The 19,486-nt window shown below is 35.7% G+C and carries 20 protein-coding genes; 13 read left to right on the top strand and 7 right to left on the bottom strand.

Annotated elements, in window-relative coordinates; translation table 11 throughout:
* Positions 1-282: 282 nt before the first annotated feature.
* The 4 genes from ACLIJJ_RS26555 to ACLIJJ_RS26540 all read right to left on the bottom strand — a co-directional run bounded on the left by ACLIJJ_RS26555 (position 283) and on the right by ACLIJJ_RS26540 (position 3,250).
* Positions 283-1,014: a MerR family transcriptional regulator gene (locus tag ACLIJJ_RS26555; protein ID WP_411412002.1), complete on the bottom strand. Its 732-nt coding sequence runs from the start codon at positions 1,012-1,014 to the stop codon at positions 283-285.
* A gap of 9 nt (positions 1,015-1,023) precedes the next feature.
* Complete coding sequence (locus ACLIJJ_RS26550; RefSeq protein ID WP_411412001.1) at positions 1,024-1,758, bottom strand: ABC transporter permease; 735 nt, start codon at positions 1,756-1,758, stop codon at positions 1,024-1,026.
* Positions 1,755-2,471: an ABC transporter ATP-binding protein gene (locus ACLIJJ_RS26545; RefSeq protein ID WP_233318119.1), complete on the bottom strand. Its 717-nt coding sequence runs from the start codon at positions 2,469-2,471 to the stop codon at positions 1,755-1,757. Before ACLIJJ_RS26545 ends, ACLIJJ_RS26550 begins: the two co-directional genes overlap by 4 nt.
* A 635-nt stretch (positions 2,472-3,106) precedes the next feature.
* Positions 3,107-3,250, bottom strand: coding sequence for a hypothetical protein (locus ACLIJJ_RS26540; protein ID WP_411412000.1), 144 nt, complete (start codon positions 3,248-3,250; stop codon positions 3,107-3,109).
* 629 nt (positions 3,251-3,879) lie between these two features.
* Between ACLIJJ_RS26540 and ACLIJJ_RS26535 the strand changes: the two genes are divergently transcribed.
* Positions 3,880-4,329, top strand: coding sequence for a CBO0543 family protein (locus ACLIJJ_RS26535; protein ID WP_411411999.1), 450 nt, complete (start codon positions 3,880-3,882; stop codon positions 4,327-4,329).
* Positions 4,330-4,491: 162 nt separating this feature from the next.
* On the opposite strand, the gene ACLIJJ_RS26530 is transcribed toward ACLIJJ_RS26535, so the two are convergent.
* On the bottom strand, positions 4,492-5,826 hold the full coding sequence (locus ACLIJJ_RS26530) for a TrkH family potassium uptake protein (RefSeq protein ID WP_411412003.1): 1,335 nt from the start codon (positions 5,824-5,826) through the stop codon (positions 4,492-4,494).
* Positions 5,827-6,058: 232 nt separating this feature from the next.
* Positions 6,059-6,628, bottom strand: coding sequence for a CBO0543 family protein (locus ACLIJJ_RS26525; protein WP_341080040.1), 570 nt, complete (start codon positions 6,626-6,628; stop codon positions 6,059-6,061).
* Between the two features lie 259 nt (positions 6,629-6,887).
* On the opposite strand from ACLIJJ_RS26525, the gene ACLIJJ_RS26520 reads away from it, so the two are divergent.
* From ACLIJJ_RS26520 to ACLIJJ_RS26510, 3 genes are all read left to right on the top strand, one after another.
* Positions 6,888-7,271, top strand: a complete 384-nt coding sequence (locus ACLIJJ_RS26520; protein WP_411411998.1) for a hypothetical protein — start codon at positions 6,888-6,890, stop codon at positions 7,269-7,271.
* Complete coding sequence (locus ACLIJJ_RS26515) at positions 7,272-7,712, top strand: DUF4944 domain-containing protein (protein ID WP_411411997.1); 441 nt, start codon at positions 7,272-7,274, stop codon at positions 7,710-7,712. It abuts the gene before it with no gap.
* A gap of 322 nt (positions 7,713-8,034) precedes the next feature.
* Positions 8,035-8,457 (top strand): SMI1/KNR4 family protein, encoded by a 423-nt coding sequence (locus tag ACLIJJ_RS26510; RefSeq protein WP_233318110.1) that lies wholly within the window; start codon positions 8,035-8,037, stop codon positions 8,455-8,457.
* Between the two features lie 232 nt (positions 8,458-8,689).
* On the opposite strand, the gene ACLIJJ_RS26505 is transcribed toward ACLIJJ_RS26510, so the two are convergent.
* Positions 8,690-9,535: a LysR family transcriptional regulator gene (locus ACLIJJ_RS26505; protein WP_411411996.1), complete on the bottom strand. Its 846-nt coding sequence runs from the start codon at positions 9,533-9,535 to the stop codon at positions 8,690-8,692.
* 132 nt (positions 9,536-9,667) lie between these two features.
* Between ACLIJJ_RS26505 and ACLIJJ_RS26500 the strand changes: the two genes are divergently transcribed.
* From ACLIJJ_RS26500 to ACLIJJ_RS26460, 9 genes are all read left to right on the top strand, one after another.
* Positions 9,668-10,411, top strand: a complete 744-nt coding sequence (locus ACLIJJ_RS26500) for an SDR family NAD(P)-dependent oxidoreductase (RefSeq protein ID WP_233318082.1) — start codon at positions 9,668-9,670, stop codon at positions 10,409-10,411.
* Positions 10,412-10,621: 210 nt separating this feature from the next.
* The gene (locus ACLIJJ_RS26495) at positions 10,622-11,104 is read left to right on the top strand and encodes an HXXEE domain-containing protein (protein ID WP_411411995.1); all 483 of its coding nucleotides are present in this window, start codon (positions 10,622-10,624) and stop codon (positions 11,102-11,104) included.
* A gap of 552 nt (positions 11,105-11,656) precedes the next feature.
* Complete coding sequence (locus tag ACLIJJ_RS26490) at positions 11,657-13,222, top strand: phytoene desaturase family protein (protein WP_411411994.1); 1,566 nt, start codon at positions 11,657-11,659, stop codon at positions 13,220-13,222.
* Positions 13,209-14,087 carry a phytoene/squalene synthase family protein gene (locus ACLIJJ_RS26485; RefSeq protein WP_411411993.1) on the top strand — a complete coding sequence of 293 codons (879 nt, stop codon included), beginning with the start codon at positions 13,209-13,211 and terminating at the stop codon, positions 14,085-14,087. The genes ACLIJJ_RS26490 and ACLIJJ_RS26485 overlap by 14 nt, the downstream gene beginning before the upstream one ends.
* Positions 14,088-14,122: 35 nt before the next feature.
* Positions 14,123-15,184, top strand: coding sequence for a type 2 isopentenyl-diphosphate Delta-isomerase (gene fni / locus ACLIJJ_RS26480; protein WP_411411992.1), 1,062 nt, complete (start codon positions 14,123-14,125; stop codon positions 15,182-15,184).
* Between the two features lie 288 nt (positions 15,185-15,472).
* Complete coding sequence (locus tag ACLIJJ_RS26475) at positions 15,473-16,207, top strand: carotenoid biosynthesis protein (protein ID WP_411411991.1); 735 nt, start codon at positions 15,473-15,475, stop codon at positions 16,205-16,207.
* The gene (locus tag ACLIJJ_RS26470; RefSeq protein WP_411411990.1) at positions 16,204-16,866 is read left to right on the top strand and encodes a lysophospholipid acyltransferase family protein; all 663 of its coding nucleotides are present in this window, start codon (positions 16,204-16,206) and stop codon (positions 16,864-16,866) included. Before ACLIJJ_RS26475 ends, ACLIJJ_RS26470 begins: the two co-directional genes overlap by 4 nt.
* Before the next feature lie 14 nt (positions 16,867-16,880).
* Positions 16,881-17,987, top strand: a complete 1,107-nt coding sequence (locus ACLIJJ_RS26465; protein ID WP_411411989.1) for a glycosyltransferase family 2 protein — start codon at positions 16,881-16,883, stop codon at positions 17,985-17,987.
* Positions 17,984-19,456, top strand: coding sequence for a phytoene desaturase family protein (locus ACLIJJ_RS26460; protein WP_411411988.1), 1,473 nt, complete (start codon positions 17,984-17,986; stop codon positions 19,454-19,456). The genes ACLIJJ_RS26465 and ACLIJJ_RS26460 overlap by 4 nt, the downstream gene beginning before the upstream one ends.
* The last annotated feature ends 30 nt before the right edge of the window (positions 19,457-19,486 follow it).

Raw genomic sequence — 19,486 nt, 5'->3', positions numbered from 1 at the left:
CAGCATTCCTGTAATAAATGAAAACTTGCTTATGGTAGAAACATGGCAGTTTAGCAAAAGATAGTTGTTTTACTTGTGTTCAACATTCGGGGCGGAATGTTGAACACAATAGGTTAAAAATGAGCAAACTCTTTGTTTATAAATGCCAAACCTAACCTGATAGAAAATTATTCATTTTAACTTTAAAAGGAACTTTTTATGAAAACTTGGATTTGTGGATATATTTAAGCCGAACATTATTTCAAAACTACCAAAGATGCTAAAAACCACTTTCTGTTACCATTATTGGAAAGTGGTTTTTTCATGAAACAAAGCTAATGTATCTTTTGCATCTGCTATTGCATCTAGTAAAGATTTACATAATTGATCCGTTACTGACACAATATCTTCTTCTTCTGTTGGTGTATTTAAAATAGCGACAATATCAGGACTTGGTTGTTGAATTTGTTTGAGTAAACGTAAAATGGCATTAATTGAGTAATGGGCACTTCTTAAACTACGAATAACTCGTAGCTGCTCAAGTTCCCTTTCACCATATGCTCGATTACCATTGTCCAGTCTCGGAACGGTAATGAGTCCGTTACGTTCCCAATTTCGTACAGCTTCTGATGTAATATCTATAAGCAGAGCCACTTCCTTTCGAGAATAAGTACGTGTACTAACAGTAGGATCTTCTCTCAACCATTTCTCAACAACATTTGTAGCAGACAAGGCATGAACATATTCGCGTTTTAAATTGGTAAGATAGTCTATTGTTAGTTCTTCAGCCTTCGTAAAATTTTCTTTACCGCAAGCATATACAATTGCACGAGCTCTTTTTCGAATATCTCCTTGTACAATTTCACAACGAAAGAGCGTTCGTGCGACCTTTAACTGAAATAAATGGATGTCTGAATAGATACGGTAGCTATTTGCTTGTCTTGGTACAGGGGATATAAAGCCCCATTCCTCATATATGCGCACAGTGTTGGGGTGTATCCCAACAAGTGCTGCAATTTCTTTTGTTTTGTACACCCAACACACCTACTTCCATTTAAAAAATTTAATCGCTCCACATAATCCAATTACAATGCATAGAGCTAAAATCACGATATGGAATAGACCATCTTTTAGTGACTCTCCTATACTTGCCTGCTTTAATAAATGAATACCATGAGAAAGTGGTAAAATATCCATTATCCATTGGAAGAGTCGAGGCATGGCTTCATACGGAATCGTTGCTCCTGAAAACAATAACATCGTAAAGTAAGCAACAGAGCTCCAAACATTTGCTGACTTTTGGTCAGCTACTAAGCTTCCAATGAAAATCCCGATACTATACATCGCTATAATGACAAAAGTGTAGGTCAGAAGGAATATCGCCCAGGAGCCCTTTAGTTCATAATCAAATAATAGATGATAAACAAGTGTGACACCAATAAATGATACAAGTGATGAAGAAAGCTGAATCAATCCTTGGGCAAATAAAATCTGGAGAGGTGACACGGGTGTCACTTGGAATCGCTTTAAAATCCCTCGGTGACGGTAATCTGCAATGGTCAGTGGCACGCCCATAACTCCTGTTGCAAGTACACCAATCGTAATTACAGCTGCGTACGATAATTCAAAGTTGGAAGCACCAGCTAAATCATCCTTACTCAGTAAATAACCAAATAGTGTGGCTAAAATGATAGGGAAGCAGATCCCGAAAATAAGAATATCAATGCCCTTCCAAACGAGCTTGCCTTCAATCTTTAAAAAGGTAAAAAATGTTCTCATACCCAGTCCTCCTCCCCTGCAAAATGTAGATACGCCTCCTCTAGTGTGGCTTTCTCACTTGCATGGATTGCCTCTTGGATTGTGCCATGAAAGACCGTTTTTCCTTCTTTTAAAATTAAAATTTCATTACATAACGCCTCGACCTCGTCCATGTAGTGTGATGTTAGGACAACTGCCAGCCCTTTCTCTTTCATGGCTAAAAGCTGTTTCCAAAGCATACGTCGAGCCTTAGTATCTAATCCCGTTGTAAGCTCATCTAAGAAAACAAGCTTAGGATTTGAAACTAATGCCAGCAGCACTGCTAAGCGTTGACGTTCTCCCCCTGAAAGAGATTTCACAAGTTGAGTTTCCTTACCAACTAGACCAAATGTTTGTAGGAGTAGAGGCAAATCAGCAGTTTGTTTATAAAGCGACTCCCACTGCTTGCATGCGTCACGCACTGTTAGTTTATCTTGGAAGTTTGTTTCTTGAAACTGTACACCCACCTCTTGAAAAACTTCCTTACGATTGAGAATCGGTGACTTTCCGAGCATTGTGAGCTCTTCGTAATTGCTCTTTTCAATACCAAGCACCGCCGCAATGGTAGAGGATTTTCCTGCACCGTTTGCCCCAAGTAAGCCAATTACCTCCCCAGGCTTGATGCTGAAACTAATGTTGTCGATAGCTTTTTTAGTACCGTATGTGACCGATAGGTTTTTGACGGTTAAGATCATATTTGTTCCTCCTATATAAGACTTAGGAAGCTACTATATCAAAGAGTTGTGGGGGTGGTGTTATATTGGAGGGTTTTATAAATGTGGATTTTGAATAAAGTATGATACTGATTAATAAAGATTGAAATTTGTAATAAAGTCTGAATAAACCCTTTATGTTCCAGGACCATCTTCCACAATCGGGCGCTTTTCTTTAGTAAGTAAGCGTCTCTTTTATATGCTACTAAACAAAAGATTGTGAATATCATCACTTAAGCTAACGGGGGCGGTAGTTAAAGAACAGCGATAATTACATATGATATTATTTACTATGCAGCACCTCTTAGGTTATTGCTTTGCCATGTTATCAAAATGCCACGAGAGAAAAGTCGAACAAATCTTTAGGATCCTTAATTGCTGTCAATTGAAGTTGCTAATATGAATAATGAATAGGTTCCCAAAAGGGGAACCTAAACAAGCAACAGTGTAAGGGTTTCTTATACATACGCTATAAATCTACAAGTCTGCGTTAAATTCTTATAAACGCTCATTTACTGAGTGAAACTTCGTATCTTAAAGATAAGTGTTTGGTAATTGAGTATGTTAGTGAGAGAAGTAAATCTAACAGTAGAAACACTAACAAGCTAAGGAAAAGCCTAGCGATTAGATAGTTTTTTTACTCTTTTGTTAGTACTAATAGCAATAAGTATAAGTACTGCACTGAACATGCTGGAGAGTATTGCTGCACCAACACCCATCCACATAATTGTAATAAGTTTTCCTTTGTAATTAGGGAACATAGGAGACCTCCTATTGTGTTTTTTTTCTAATATTTGTTTCTTAGGTGAACTTTATACATAGTAATAACTGTTTTTTTGCTTAGGGCACTAATTGGGCAGGATAGTCTATTTACACAAAAATATTTTAACAACTACCGTCCTGACATAAAGCGTAAAACAGCATAGAATTTAAAACTAAACTTATACAAATAATAACCTAAAGTAATTGTCTATAGGTGATGATTAATGAGTCCATTGGTGGGTCTTTACTTATTTACCTTGGTTCTTAGTGGTATTCTTTGATCAAGGAGTGCGCCCTATTTAATGGAATGTTGCATTTATTTGCGCACAAATATATAAATGGTTTTTTAGTCTGTTTTGATAATGACTGTCATGTCTTTCATTATGTACATGTATCAAAAGTGCAAGATACTGTCATACTAAAATGTTATAAGAAGACTCAGTTGCCATAGGCAGCTGTTTTTTATGTACCCATAAATATAGAGAACCTTCAAAAAAGGTTTGATAGAGTGCAACAAGAAGGAGGACTAGCATATCAGGTTTTAGCAACTTCTCCCTTTTCATGATATCTGTTGATGTTTATGGGAAACATAATAACAATACAGTATATCTGAGGACGGTAGCGTACTATGTTACTTATGATTTTGACTATTATAATTTTTAATATAATTGTTTACATTATGCCGAAGAGACTTTCGAAAGTGGAAATGTATGTAACATCCTTATTTGCAATAGGATTACATTTATTATTTGATATATTCTTGGATGTAAAATATGGATTATACGGATACTTTGATCCCCAATTTGTAAACTGGGAGATGTTAGGTGTTACTTTTGGAATTTATCCAGCTGTGAATATAATCTTTCTTAATTTTTTTCCCTTTCCTCAAAAATTTTTGAGAAAGGCTTTCTATACAATAATGTGTTCTGGTATGGCTGTTTTATATGAATTGATAGCTATTCACACAGATCTTTTTTACTATAATGGTTGGAATATAATTTATTCTGCTTTTTTGTATCCTTTTTTGTTCCTCAGCTTATTGTGGAATTATAATTTTATTAAGAAGCTGAAAGAATGACAAATATACTATAAAACTTCAGTAGCAACTTGTTGAACCTAGGGGCTTTTCTTGAAGATGAAAGCTCCTATTACCATTACTAACAGGGAAATTAGTTTAAGTACAATCCTTCAAAAGTAAAAATAATCCTCCTTATTGGAGGATTATTTTTATTATATTATTTTAACCAATTATTATTTTTTCTTCAGCGTATTTATAAGGTAGCTTGTTTTGTTTTTTTGCTAATGCGAATGCTATTGTCAGTGGTCCAACCCGTCCGATGAACATTAGAAGGGAAATGGAAATTTTTCCAACTGGACTTAAATCAGGAGTTATTCCTAAGGACATGCCTACCGTTGCAAAAGCCGAGATAACTTCAAATAAAATTACATTTAATGGTGCATCTTCTGTGATTGTTAAAATAAACGAAATAAATGAAACAATACCTATAGAATAAACTGTTATGGCGAATGCTCTGTGAACTAAATCCTTTGGTATACGTCTTTCCATTATGTTAATATCATCATTCCCTCTAATTAAGTTCCAAACTGCAAGAAGGATTATTATAAATGTTGTAACTTTAATTCCACCAGCTGTACCACCTGAACCTCCACCGATAAACATTAAAATCATTGTAACAAATTGAGTGCTCAATGTTATTTCAGACATATTTAAACTGTTAAATCCAGCAGTCCTGGGGACTACTGCATGAAAATAAGCACCTAAAAATTTGTCTTTTAGAGATAAGGGCCCCAATGTCCCAGTATTATTGAATTCTAATACAAATATAAGAATAGTAGGAACAGTGATTAGGAACGCTGTGATCCATAGAACTAATTTTGAATGTAAAGAAAGCTTTCCTGAAAACTTTTTTCTCCAAATATCTAGGATAACCGTGTAGCCAAGTCCTCCAATGAGTAATAAAGAAGTTAGAATAAAAACTACAGTAAAGTCTCCTGCATAACCAGTAATACTTCGATAATCTCCCATTATGTCAAAACCTGCATTATTAAAAGCAGAGATGGAGTGAAAAATACCATAATAGATAGAAGTTGAAAAACCAAAGTCAGCAGACCAGCGAATAGCTAAAAACAAAGCACCAATGGCTTCAAATAGGAAGGTGAAAAGGATAATAAACTTTACAAGTCTTACCATGCCTTCTAGTGAAAGTTGATTCAAAGATTCTTGAATCATCAATCTTCCTTTTAATCCAATGTTCTTTCCAAGAAATATTGCGATGATAACACCAATAGTCATAAATCCCAAACCACCAGTTTGGATTAAAAATAAAAGTACACATTGACCAAAGATTGTGAAGGTGGTCCCTGTATCAACTACGACTAATCCAGTAACACAAACGGCAGAAGTTGCCTCAAAGATAGCATCGAGAAAGGAAAGTTCATGACCATCATTTGTTGATATTGGTAACATAAGCAGAAGCGCACCAAAAAAAATGAGTGTTAAAAATCCAACAGATAATATTTGGGCAGGATTAAATTTTAATAATTTTCCCATCATATTTACATCTTCTCGCTTAGTTATTCTCACAATTTATCCTCCAAATTTAATAGCATATATACAACTCGAGGTTACACTGTTTTGTTAAATTCTACAATTTACTATTAATTAAAAAACAGTATCTAGGACATTCCTAGCTACTGTTTTTATCTAATTAAGATCCCTCGCTAAATGAAACTTTGACGAACTAATAATTAAAGATTTTGATTTTTGTATACTATCTGAAGCAGATTTATTTTTTTGACGTTTGATTTTTAATAATAATGAATAATTTGGTAACCCAATAAGCTATGTATGCAACAGCAATATCAATCAGAAAGAGGTAAGTTAGCTTCATTCCCTTATACATTATTAGCAATTCTACTTTCTTTAATAGGTAACCAAAAGCATAAGCAAATAAAGCAGAAAGTATGATTGTATAAAGATAAAAATTTTTACTTTTATTAGAGCAATATTGATATAGAAGCATAAAACAAACAGGTAATAAGACAGCAGTAACAGTAATACCCATAGGAAGAAAATGTGTAAATCCATGGGGATGAATTAAGTAATTGTTTTGAGATAATATGCTATCAATATTTGACCAAGTAACATGAACTATTAACCCGAAAAAACAGATTTCAAATAATCGTTTTCTATCTATTTTAAAATAAAGAATGGTTAAAGGAATTAAGATTGACATGATATTAAACCAAAAATACCAAGTCTTCCAATTAGAATATTTCATCCAGTGATCCACACGCAGTTCACTAATTCTTTCTTTATAATCAAAAATCGATTGGAGAATATCTTGTTCGTTCAATCAAATCACTCCGTATAATAATCTTTAACTTGATAATTATACTCCCCCAAAAGCGTTCTTTTTATTTTTGTACAAGGTAGCATTTTTCTATAATAAGCATATTATTTTTCTTAATAACGGAACTAATGGAACTTATATGGAAAGATATACGTATATAAAAGTAAGAAAGTAATAGGAAAGGAAATTAGTGGTTATAGCATTCTGCACAATAGAAAAATAAGGTAACTATACTTAGATATAACTAATAAGGAGTTAATACATGAAAAGTATTCTAATTTTAATGCCCCTACTTTTAAATATTTGGATTGTTTTATTTCAGGTAGATTCGATTTTTCCAGCTTTGCTAGCCGCCTTAGTGGTTGGATTATACAAGGGCAATCAAATTGGTCCTGATGTAAAAAGTATCTTTAATATACATAAAGTTAATTATTCTCTGAAAGATCCGTTAAGAATAGCGGAGCTAACTTCTGCAACTTTGTTATCTCTTAGTACAGATATATTATCAATAGTTAAATATTTAAAGAATGGTTTGTCTTCAGATGAATTTATTTCTTTAACATTAATATTAGTTTATTCAGGTATTTTTGGCTTCATATTATTTAGATTTTTATTTTTATATATTCTAGTTCAAAGGGGGCAGTGAGTGAACTCTAATAAAATAACTGTTCCAATTATAATTTTCCAATTTATATGCATTGTTTTTGTACTTATATTATTAGGAATTAAATTTTTCCCTATTAGTGATAAATGGGTTGGCACAAGCAATGATAAAAAGTGGAGTTTCACTTTACGAGAAACAGATAGAAAAGATTATCATATAGGGGAATTATATTGGAAAGGTTCAAAAAAGGAAGAACAACATATAAATATAATCAGTTTTACATCTAAGATCGATAATATAGTTTACGATGTAATTAAAATGGAAAGTAAAGATGAAGGTAGCAATATAACGGACAAAGATGAAATGACTTTTATGGAAGGAATCCAAAAAGAAGAAATAAATAATAAAACAATAAAAATATCCATAAAGTGGAGCGAAAATAATATGGAGCGTGAATCGCATATCACTTTAAAAAAGGAGTAAATAGAACAACAATTAAACAGGCATTTAAAAGTTCGAAGATCTTGACTTTAATGCCTTTATTAGGTTTTTTAAATGATAGTGTTTTACTAAGATGCATATTAACAACAGCATATTACTTTTTGATATAAAAGGGACAGCACTCCTGTTATAGCTGAAGCAGCAAGTTTATTTAAGTCTTCTGGTTAGCGGAAGAAGAAATTTCAAAAAGTGATATAATAACAAACTGTTCAACCTATTAATTATTTACAACCTTTTATTTATGCTTCCCATTGTGAGTTAGCTGATTAATAGTAAAAATTAAAGATGTGGAAGGGTGTAAATATTGTCTAAATTAAAAATAAATACCTTTATAGATGAATATAAACAAAGAGGTAACTTTTATGGAACTATTGATAATGAAGTAATAAAGCGAACAGAGGATTTATTAGAATTGACACTTCCAAATAGTTATAAATGGTTCTTAGCTGAATATGGTGGTGGAGGAAATGGATTTGATTTTAGTAATTGTGAAATGATGCTTTTCTATAGAGAAAGGTTCCCTTCAATGCCAAAGGGATTTGTCTTAATATATTGGTGTGATGAATTTGGCTACTGTTTAGATACTAATCAGATGCTCGAGGGAGAATGTCCTGTTGTAAATTGGAGTCCATATGAAAAAGGAATCTTTCCTTCAGAGCCTAATTTTTATGAATTCTTCCTAAGTGAAATAGAAAATGCAATAGATAATGATTTCTGGGATGAATAAGGTACAAACCTGGCAGTATTCCTGTAATAACTGAAAATGCGGTTTATATGAAAAGACCTCTTGATAAGATAAATGTGTCCTGAGATGGCCAGCAAAAAGGGACAAAATATCTATTCGGAGGTCTCACCATGAATGATAATCAAAAGTACAAAATAGCTCAAACGCCTAATACTTTGATGGTTGGTATTGATATAGATAAACATCATCATGTAGCTAGAGCAGAAGTGGTTATCTAGTTATTTAACTGCAAAAACCGAATGAATTTTTTTAAACTTGGTGATTGCTGTTTTCTGGATTTGATTAAAAAGTCTATTTTTATTTTTTTAGGCAGTTCTGTGAAAATGATTTCTTGTGTAGTTTTTCGAGTTTCTGCAATGTCTGCCGGAATTATGCTAATGCCAAGTCCGTCATGAACTGCCTGAATAATGGATTCTAGTGTATCAAACTCAATAATATTGGAACTATGGAAATTGCTTTCTTTGGGCAAGTCCAATAATTGTTTTCTATATATACAATTTACATCACTATTAACTAGTAACTTATAATTAGATTGCCTATCATTTGAATTAAGGTTAGGGGAGATTAGTACAATTTTCTCAAAGTAACTATAAACAATTTCACACTCAGATTTACTTTGGCTACTATGTACAAAAATACCATCTACTTCACCATAGAAAAGCATTTCTTCTAACTTTATTTTATTACTTGTTCTCACTTTTACATCAATATTATTATATTCTTTAAAGAAAGAAGATAGTAAGTGAGGAATTTTGACTGCAGAAATTGTTTGAGTGGCCCCTATTTTTAATGATTCTCTCCATTTGTTAGGATTAACTGCTGTCTTAGCTTCATCTATTAATTGTAGTATTTTATTTGTATAATCTAATAATTTTTTTCCTTCTTCAGTCAATGTTACTCCTCGATTATTTCGCAAAAATAATCGAACACCTAGTTCTTCTTCTAAATTCTTAATCCGTTGACTAACATTTGGCTGTACATATCCCAATTTTTCAGCAGCTCTAGATACTGATTGCAGTTCCGCAACTTGTTTGAAGATTTTTAATTCGTGACTTTCCACTGGTTTCACCTTCTCACTGATATCATTTAAAATGATATCTATCTCATTATTTTGTATTATACTCTTCATTTTGACTAAAGCATAATGTAGTGGTACAGATAAAATAAAATCTAAGAAAGGATGATTTTAAAAATGAATTTAATGGATAAAGTAGTAATCATTACTGGAGGTGGAACTGGAATAGGAAGAGCGACAGCTTTAAAACTAGCTTCTGAAGGTGCAAAAGTAGTAATAAATTATAGGCAATCAGAAAATGAAGCTCATAAAGTTGTCAATGAGATTAAACAAAATGGCGGGACAGCTATTGCTTATAAAGCCAATGTAGCAAATGAAAACGAAGTAAATGAATTAGTATCTCAAACTATTCAAACTTTTGGATCTGTCGATGGATTAGTTAACAATGCGAGTGTTACAGCTCAAATAGATATGGATGACTTAGATGCTGTAACAGATGATGTCTGGGATTCTCTTTTCAGTATAAATGTGAAGGGCATGTTCTATTGTGTAAAAGCTGTTGTCCCTTATATGAAAAAACAAAAATCAGGGTCTATCGTAAATATGGGGAGTGTAGCTGGAATGACTGGAATAGGTTCGTCTATCCCATATGCAGCAACAAAATCAGCAATTCACACAATGACAAAATCATTGGCTATCGCTTTGGCACCTTCGATAAGAGTTAATAGCATTTCTCCTGGAGCTGTAGAAACAAAGTGGTGGGCTGGAAATGAAGACAAGATGTTTCAACTTGCAGGTAAATTACCATTACAGAGGATTTCCACACCAGAAGATATTGCAGATGCTATAATTTTTCAACTAACTCAAGAATCTATAACAGGTCAAGTATTTACTATAGATAATGGCCAAACTCTCTTTTAAAGCGATTGCTTATAGGTGCTTGTTCTGTTTGTCATTAAGGTCATTAAGACCAATCCTAACCATAAGACACTAAAGGGTTATTGTGTCTTATAGTTAAATCGCTTTGTTTAACAAACATGCAGCATTGTTGTATCCGAAAGTATATGCTCAGTGTAACTTTATTGAAAAATAGACGGATACAAATAAGTACTTTGGAAGGGGGAAAGGTAGGTGGCTTATTTAGTCATATTTTTTTGTATGGCAATCACACTACATAATATGGAGGAAGCAATTTGGTTACCTAGGTGGTCTCAACATTCTTCGCAGTTTCAAAAGCCAGTTACTCCAGGTGAATTTCATTTTGCTGTTCTTGTAGTTACAGTTTTGGCATACTTATCTGCATTTAGTTATCTATATAGACCAGAATCGAATTTAACAAAATGGATTTTCATAGGTTTTTTAGGTTCTATGATTGTCAATGCAATATTTCCACATTTAATTGCAACGGTTTTGATGAAAAAATATGCACCAGGCCTACTTACTGGCTTATTGCTGAACATGCCAATAAATTCATTTGTCATTTATCAAATGTTTGCACAGAATTTTATTGTTTGGAAAGAGTTAATAATTTCTACTATAGTTGTAGGAATTATTTTATTAGCACTTATTCCGGTATTATTTAAGATTGGTGGAAGTATATCTCCCAATTCATAGGTTCATTTGGAGTAAAGTGTGGGCTTTGATGATGTACTTCCAGATCTTTCGGATAATATATATTTTAGTAGATAGGATTCAGCAAACTAATAAAATGTAAGAAATGAAAAAAATTAAACAAAAAAGGTTTCAACAGAATGGAAAGAGGGTAGTAAGTAAAAATGCGCCTATATAATGTATTAGACAGGTGCACAGAAGGATGGATAAATACTTATCCCAATTTTTTTATGCTTTTTAAAAGTGAGAAAGCAATCTTATGTTAATTTTTTAATCTTTACCTGAATCGTTGGTAGGTTTGGATAGCTGTATGTTGACAAGGAACACGTATCTATTGATAATAAAGTTGTTTGAATATCACCTTATCGATTGATAAGGTGATATATTTAGCAGTTATTTATCAACTGATAAGTGGATATTTGTACATCCTCCTTATCAGTTGATAAGCAGTTTGTTTAGTTATTTACCTTATCAATTGATAACCAAGGGTTCATCAAGTTTTTTAATCTTCAAAAACAAATTAAAAAAAGATACAATAGGGGGCAGTTTTCAACAATGAAGAAAAAAGTGGCTATTATTGGTGCAGGTGTTGCAGGATTAGCAAGTGCTATCCGTTTGCAGCATGCTGGCTATCAAGTGGAAATATATGAAAAAGAGGCTATTGCGGGAGGGAAAATGCACCGCATCGAAAAGGATGGCTTTCAATTTGACTTAGGACCATCGATTGTGATGATGCCGGAGTTATACAGAGAAATCTTTGAACTGGTCGGACGCAATCCAGATGATTATATTCCGATGGAAAGATTAGATCCTATGTATTCTGTTTTCTTTGGAAGCGGAAAAAAAGGGTACCATGAGATTTCTTCTGACTTAGTGGAATTAATGAAAACATTTGAACATGTAAGTGAAAAAGATGCAGAAGGCTTTTTAAAATACTTGCAGTTGATTTATGAGCGTTTTATGGTTGCGAAAAATCATTTTCTGCAGCGTCCTTTCCGAAATAAAAGGGACTTCTATAATCCGGCAACTTTGTATCAAGCATTAAAGCTAAAGACCTTTGATAGTGCCGACAATTTTATTAGTAAATATGTTCAGAATGAGCAGTTAAAGCAAATGATTAGTTTTCAAACTTTATATATCGGCGTTTCTCCATATAACGGCCCGTCTCTCTATTCGATGATTCCAATGATTGAGTTTTTCTATGGAGTTTGGTTTATAAAAGGCGGCATGTATACGATGGCTAAGTCAATGGAGCGCTTATTTCTTGAGCTTGGTGGCAAGGTTTTTTATCAATCCTCTGTCGATGAAATTATGATTGAAAATCAAGTGGCAAAAGGCATTAAGGTGAATGGTAAAGAAATTCTGGCCGACAAGGTTATTTGTAATGCTGATTTTCCCTATGCTGTGAAAAATCTTGTAAAAGATATCAAAGCAAAAGGAAAATATACAGATAAAAAGATTGATAGTATGGACTATTCTTGTTCTTGCTTCATCTTGTACTTAGGCATGAATAAGAAATATGAGCAATTAAAAACTGCGCACAGCTTTTTCTTTGGAGACGACTTAAAGAAGAACTTAGACGATATTTTCTCTGGAGAAAAACTGGAGAATCCTTCTTTCTATGTATACAATGCTTCCAAACTAGATCCAACATTGGCTCCAGAAGGGAAGGATGGACTATATATTCTTGTCCCAGTATCTGATTTGTCTACAGCTAAATACGAATGGTCAGATGAAACAATATCGTATTATCGTTCTCAAGTCTTTCAAACGCTTAGTCAAGTCGAGGGGCTAGAAGGAATTGAAGAGGATATTGTCTCCGAAACCTATATGACGCCAATAGATTTTGCCGAAAAGTTTAACGCTTATAACGGAGCTTGCTTTGGATTACGGCCTACGTTAGCCCAAAGTAACCATTTAAGACCACAAAGCAAGGCAAAAAATTGTGAAAACCTATATTTTACAGGAAGCAGCACACATCCAGGAGCTGGGGTTCCAATTGTATTATTATCAGCAAAAATTGCTACAGAGGAATTAATGTTAGATGATTCTGTTTCCACGGAAGCAACGCAAACACAAGCATTTCAGTCAGCAGGAGGGGTTGCAAATGAGGGAAGCTAAAACCGTTGATTTGCTTCAAAACGACTATTTATACTGTGAGAATGTTATTAAACAGAATTCGGCAAGTTTTTACCAAGCATTTAAAAAATTACCAAAAGACAAGGCTAATGCTGTGTATGCCATCTATGCATTTTGCCGCAATGCAGATGACAGTGTTGATGAAACAAGAGACAAATCTACCCAGTTAAAGAATTGGCAGGACTTGTACCATCAACTTCAGCTTTTTGAAAAGGGAGAGGAAATTTCATCCCCTCTTTGGAGGGCATTACGAGATGTTTTTACCCGTTATGAGATGGATATTAAACCTTTCTACGAGCAATTAGAGGGACAGAGAATGGACATTAACTTTAAGCAGCCTTCTACGTTAGCCGAGTTAGAAAGGTATTGTTATTTTGTAGCAGGAACGGTTGGTTTAATGCTCCTCCCTATTCTTGCAACGGAAAACCATCAGCATTTGCATGGCTATGCTGTTGAGTTAGGGGTAGCTATGCAATTGACTAATATTCTTCGAGATGTTGGGGAGGATTATCGGAATAACCGCATTTATTTACCAAAAGACCTGCTTCAGATGGAAAATTACAAGCAGCAGGATTTGCAATCTAGCAACATTAACTCCTCATTTATAAGCGTATGGGAGAAAATAGCGAACCGTTCGGAAGAGCTTTATGAGTTATTTCAAGTGGGGATTGATTATTTTGATAAAGACAGTCAATTACATGTTCTCCTTTCAGCACTTATTTATAAAGAAATATTAAAAGTAGTCAGGGAAAGCGGATATGACTGCTTTCAAAAACGAAACTATGTTTCACAAGAAAATATGTATCGATTGAAGCAAGTGGTGGAGGGATTAACAGTGAGTTTGTAACTCATTAATTAGAAGATTTGGGAGCTGTATAGTTTATGGACACAATTAGACAAAATCGAAAAGCAGATCATATTAACATAGCATTAACATCACCATTTACTTTAAGTTCCGATTTTGATGAGCTGTCATTCATTCACCGCTCCTTGCCGGAAGTGGGAATGGATGATATTCAGCTCCAGACCAATATCGGTCCTTTAACGCTTGACTATCCAATCTTTATTAATGCGATGACAGGAGGCAGTGAGAAATCAGGAGTGATTAATGCTTCTCTTGCAGAAGCTGCCAGTGAAACAGGAATTGCGATGGCAGTTGGTTCCCAGCATGCTGCCATCCGAGAGGAAGAGCTTGCTCATACATTTAAAGTGGTGCGGAAAAAAAACCCGAACGGTCTTGTATTTGCAAATATTGGTGCAGATGCGCCGCTGGATTATGCATTAAAAGCCATTGACATGCTAGAGGCTGATGCCCTGCAAGTTCATTTGAATGTACCGCAGGAGCTGGTTATGCCAGAAGGAGAGCGTACTTTCACTAGTTTACTTGTTAAACTGGAAAAATTATCAGCTAAACTGCATGTCCCTGTTATCGTCAAGGAAACCGGATTCGGGATGAGCACAGAAACGCTTATGCAGCTACAGAATGCTGGTATTCAATATGTTGATCTAGGAGGAAAAGGCGGCACTAATTTCATTCATATTGAAAATGAGCGCAGAAGTAAACGGGATTTTGAGTATTTAAAAGATTGGGGCCAATCGACTGTCGTGTCGTTGTTAGAAGCACAGTCAGTATTAGATGAGCTGACGATTATCGCTTCAGGAGGAATACGTAACCCCCTTGACGCAGTAAAATCCTTCTCTTTAGGAGCTTCCGCCGCTGGGATTGCCGGACCATTTTTAAAGATTCTTCACGACCAAGGAGTTGCTGGACTAATAATGGAGCTCGAGGTGTGGAAGGAACATTTAAGAATGCTGCTTCTTCTCCAAGGAGCAAAATCTATTCCAAATCTCAAGCAATGTCCCATTATAGCTGGCGGCAAGGTTAGGGAATGGTGCGAAGCAAGAGGTATTGACTGGCAAAGACTTGCGAGAAGGAAGCCATGAATAGCAATTTATTTTAGGTAATAGGCATTTCTATCGGGAACCTAAACTAACTGTCTCTACTGAAAGACTAATGTCTTCTTTAAGCTTTTAAGGTTGCTAGGAAAATCAAAATCTAACAATTAATGGCTAAATAGAATGCTGCGTTCAGGAGACAATGTAGCCGTTGGAAATGCAAGTGTTTATAGAAATGTAATTAGTCTTCAAGCAGGAATATTCATTTCTATATTTGTCTCGTCTTTGTATATAGATAATGTAAATATTTGCTTAAATAATGAGAAGGAGAGTTCTATGAGTTTTGGCAATGTTCTATTTCGTTTTTTTATATTTTGGTATATTTGCGGAGTGATTCTTCTCACTTTTGATCTGCTGCCTGCTTGGCTTGAATGGGCGAACGCTGTTTTTCTAATTTTAAGCGGCCTTTTGGCAATAGTTTATTTCTCTAAAAAGTTTGGAAAAAAAGCTGGATCTTTGATTAGTGTGGTTATTTTCCTGTTTTCCTATCTTGCAGAATTCATAGGATCATCTTATGGAATTTTATTTGGAGATTATTATTATACCAATCGGTTTGCTCCCAATCTATTTGACGTGCCAATAGCGATTGGTTTTGCATGGCTAATGGTAATGGGAACCTCTCATGCATTGGCTTGTGCTATCACAGAAAAGAAATGGCTTCAGCCGATTATCGGTGCCTGTGTTGCTGTAATTATCGATCTAATTATTGATCCTGTCGCATTTAAACTAAAACAATATTGGATATGGAAGGAGGATGGAGTGTACTATGACATTCCATTCAGCAACTTTTTAGGATGGTTTATTGTGGCACTTGTTCTTCATGTATTTATCTTATTTTTCTCACCAAACAAAAATATTTTCTGGGAAAAACGGATGTTTTTACTATTTGCCCTTACAATAACCATGTTTGTTTTGCTTGCAGCAACCGGTGAACTTCTTTTTGCAGGCATCCTGACAGCCTGCCTGGCAGGACTGACACTATATGCTGCTATAAGAAGGAAACGAACATGATTGAAGCTAAAAAAGACGTTGTTTTTAATAAACTGTTTTCTATTTTTCATAAGAGAATGCTTGCCTTCTCCTTTGATAAAATCTATTGGCAAGAATCTAGTAAACTGCCGGCCTTTCCTTGCATTTTTGTCTGCAACCACTCTTCCTGGTGGGATGGGCTCATCTACTATCAGCTGACGAAGACTGTTATTCAGCAGGATATGTATATTATGATGCATGAACAGGGACTGAAGCAGTTTCCATACTTTAAAAAACTTGGAGCCTTCTCAATTGACCGCTCCAGCCCAAAAGAAATTTTAAAAACAATGAGGTATGCTGAGGTGTTGCTGAAACAAGGAAAAAGTGTATGGCTTTTTCCTCAGGGTGATGAGTACCACCTGGAAAAACGCCCGCTGCAATTTCAGCCAGGAACTTTATATCTGCAGGAAAAGCTTCCCGAAATACCCATTATACCTGTCTGCTTCTACTATTCTTTTGCACACAAACGAAAGCCTGAAGCATGGATAAAAGCAGGAAATCCATTGTATAGCAATGACCTGCCGGGAGATTCGAGGTTTGAAAAAACCTTATTACTTGAAAAGAAATGCACTGACGCGTTGGATGGCTTGAAAAACGATGTGATCAGCGAAAAAACGAAGCATTTCATAAACTTACTGTAAGGAGCACTGTCTAGATGGTTCTATTTTTAATCACCAGTCTCTTCCTATTTTTCCTATGGACATTGTGGAATATGAGCGGACTCCCAGGTCTTCCTGCTCCTAATATAAATAAAAACTTTCAGCCGCTTGTGTCAGTTTTAGTTCCGTTAAGAAACGAAGCACGGAACGTGGATGGACTAATCAGCAGCCTTAAGTCATTAACATACCCTCATCTGGAAATCCTTCTTCTGGATGACGGCTCAACAGATGAGACTTTGTCCTTGCTGCAGGAAAAAACGTTAGGTGACAGCCGTTTTAAGATTTTAAGAGGGAGAGAACTTCCAGCAGGGTGGGCTGGCAAGGTGCATGCCTGTCATCAGCTGCAGGAAAAAGCAAAAGGAGAGTATTTCCTTTTCATTGATGCAGATGTCCGTCTAAATTCGGGAGTGATTGAAAAAGCACTGACACTGGTAAAGAAAGAAAATGCCAAGCTGTTAACAGGGTTTCCCTCCTTTGAAGTTCCAGGAATTTTGAGCAAGCTTCTGATTCCGATGATGCATTTTGTTGTGCTATTCCACCTCCCGATTCATCTTGCGAATAAGGGCAAGATGCCTGCCGCAACGGCTGCCAATGGAGTATTCATGTTTTTTGAAAGAAGGGCCTATCTAGAAATAGGCGGCCACGCTTCAGTCCAGACTTCTATAGTGGAAGATGTTCATCTGGCAAGACAAATGAAGAGATCAGGAGGCAAAGTCTGCTTGGGCAATATAAGTAATGACGTTTCATGCCGGATGTACGAACGGAATAGTGAGGTATGGGAAGGTTTTATAAAGAATATTTTTTCAGGCCTTGGCCGTTCTGTTATGATGGTGATGCTCTTAAGCGTATTTTATGGCTTTTTTTATGTGCTGCCTGGGGTTTTATTGGTATACGGGCTATGGATGTTCCAGCCGCTCTATGTGTTTCCTTATCTCCTGATTGTCCTGCAGCGCATGTTAGTGGACTGGAAAGCAAATCAGCATTTATCTCTATCATTTTTCATGCCGTTGTCGGCAGCAGCACTGGTTATTATCATGAATGCTTCTATGTGGAGATGGATCAGGAAAAAGCCTTATAGCTGGAAAGGGAGACAGTATTCATGAAGAAAAAGGTGTTAATCATTGGCGGCGGACTGGCAGGATTGTCAGCAGCCATAACGCTAGCCAACAAAGGATTTGATGTAGAACTGTTCGAAAAGAATAAGCATTTCGGAGGTAAATTAATGCCTGTAGCATTAGGGGATTATACTTTTGATTTCGGACCAAATACCATCACCATGCCAGAGGTATTCCGGAAAGTGATTGAACAGACAGGTGACAAGGCTGAAGACTATTTCCATATGATTAAGCTTGAATATCATACGAGAAATGTGTTTTCTGATGGAACGTCCTTTGATCTTTCGAGCAGCAGGGATTATATGATGCAGCAGTTGAATCAGATGGATCCTGCACATAAATATGATGATTTTTTAAAAGAGATTACAAGATTATTTAAGTTATCTGAGAAACACTTCCTGCCAAAAACATTTCAATCATGGCAGGATTATTTGTCGCCATCACTTGGGGCAGCTCTCTTGCAGGTGAGGCCGCTGCAAAGCCTCAACAGCTTTTTCCAGCAGTATTTTTCACATCCTCATGTGCTTCAGGCTTTTAATCGATATTCGACTTACATTGGCTCGTCTCCCTATAAGACTCCTGCCACATTTGCCATGATTGCCTATCTGGAAATGATTGGCGGAGTTTATTATGTCGAGGGAGGTAATGTGAAAATTGCCGAAGCCTATGTAAAAATAGCAAAAAAACTGGGTGCTAAGCTACACGCCGATTCACCTGTGAAAAAAGTCATCGTAAAAAACAAAAAAGCAATAGGCATAGAGCTGGAGGATGGGGAGAAAATACATGGGGATTATTTTATTATGAATGCAGATTTACTCAAAGCTTATCCCGAGCTGGTTAGCGAAAGCGACCGTCCCTCCTTTCCGAACTCAAAGGCAGCAGGGCTATCACCCTCCACATCAGCTTTTGTAGTCCTTGCAGGTGTTAACAAACGGTTTTCAGAGCTGAGGCATCACAATGTCTATTTTTCCGATAACTATGAACAGGAATTCATTGATCTATTCAAACACAAGCAGTACAGCAGTGAGCCTACCATTTACATCAGCAATTCTTCCTATACAGAGCCTGACCGTTCGCCAGGGGGAAGCAATCTGTTTATACTGGCAAATGCTCCAGCCCTTCCTGCTGATGGAAAACTGCAGGTGAATCCGGAAATGTATAAAGAGCTAATTTATCAAAAACTCTCAACCTTTGGACTTGCGCTGAAGGATAATATCGTAGAAGAGAAAGTTTATACACCTTCCGATATCGCTGCTCAATTCGGCTCATTCCGCGGGGCGCTTTATGGTCTATCTTCCAATCGAAAAAAAGATGCCTTTTTACGTCCCAAAAACGTGAGCAAGGATATCGCCAATCTCTTTTTCGCAGGAGGAAGCACACATCCTGGCGGCGGGTCGCCAATCGTGACATTGAGCGGTATGAATACGGCCAATTTAATTATTAAGGCAGAAAAATAGCTGGAAAAAAGCTAGAGAAGCACGTCATAG

Source organism: Niallia laureatilytica (assembly GCF_046613985.1).
In the GTDB taxonomy this organism is placed as follows: Bacteria; Bacillota; Bacilli; order Bacillales; family Cytobacillaceae; genus Niallia.
This window is presented reverse-complemented; position numbering and strand designations above follow the sequence as displayed.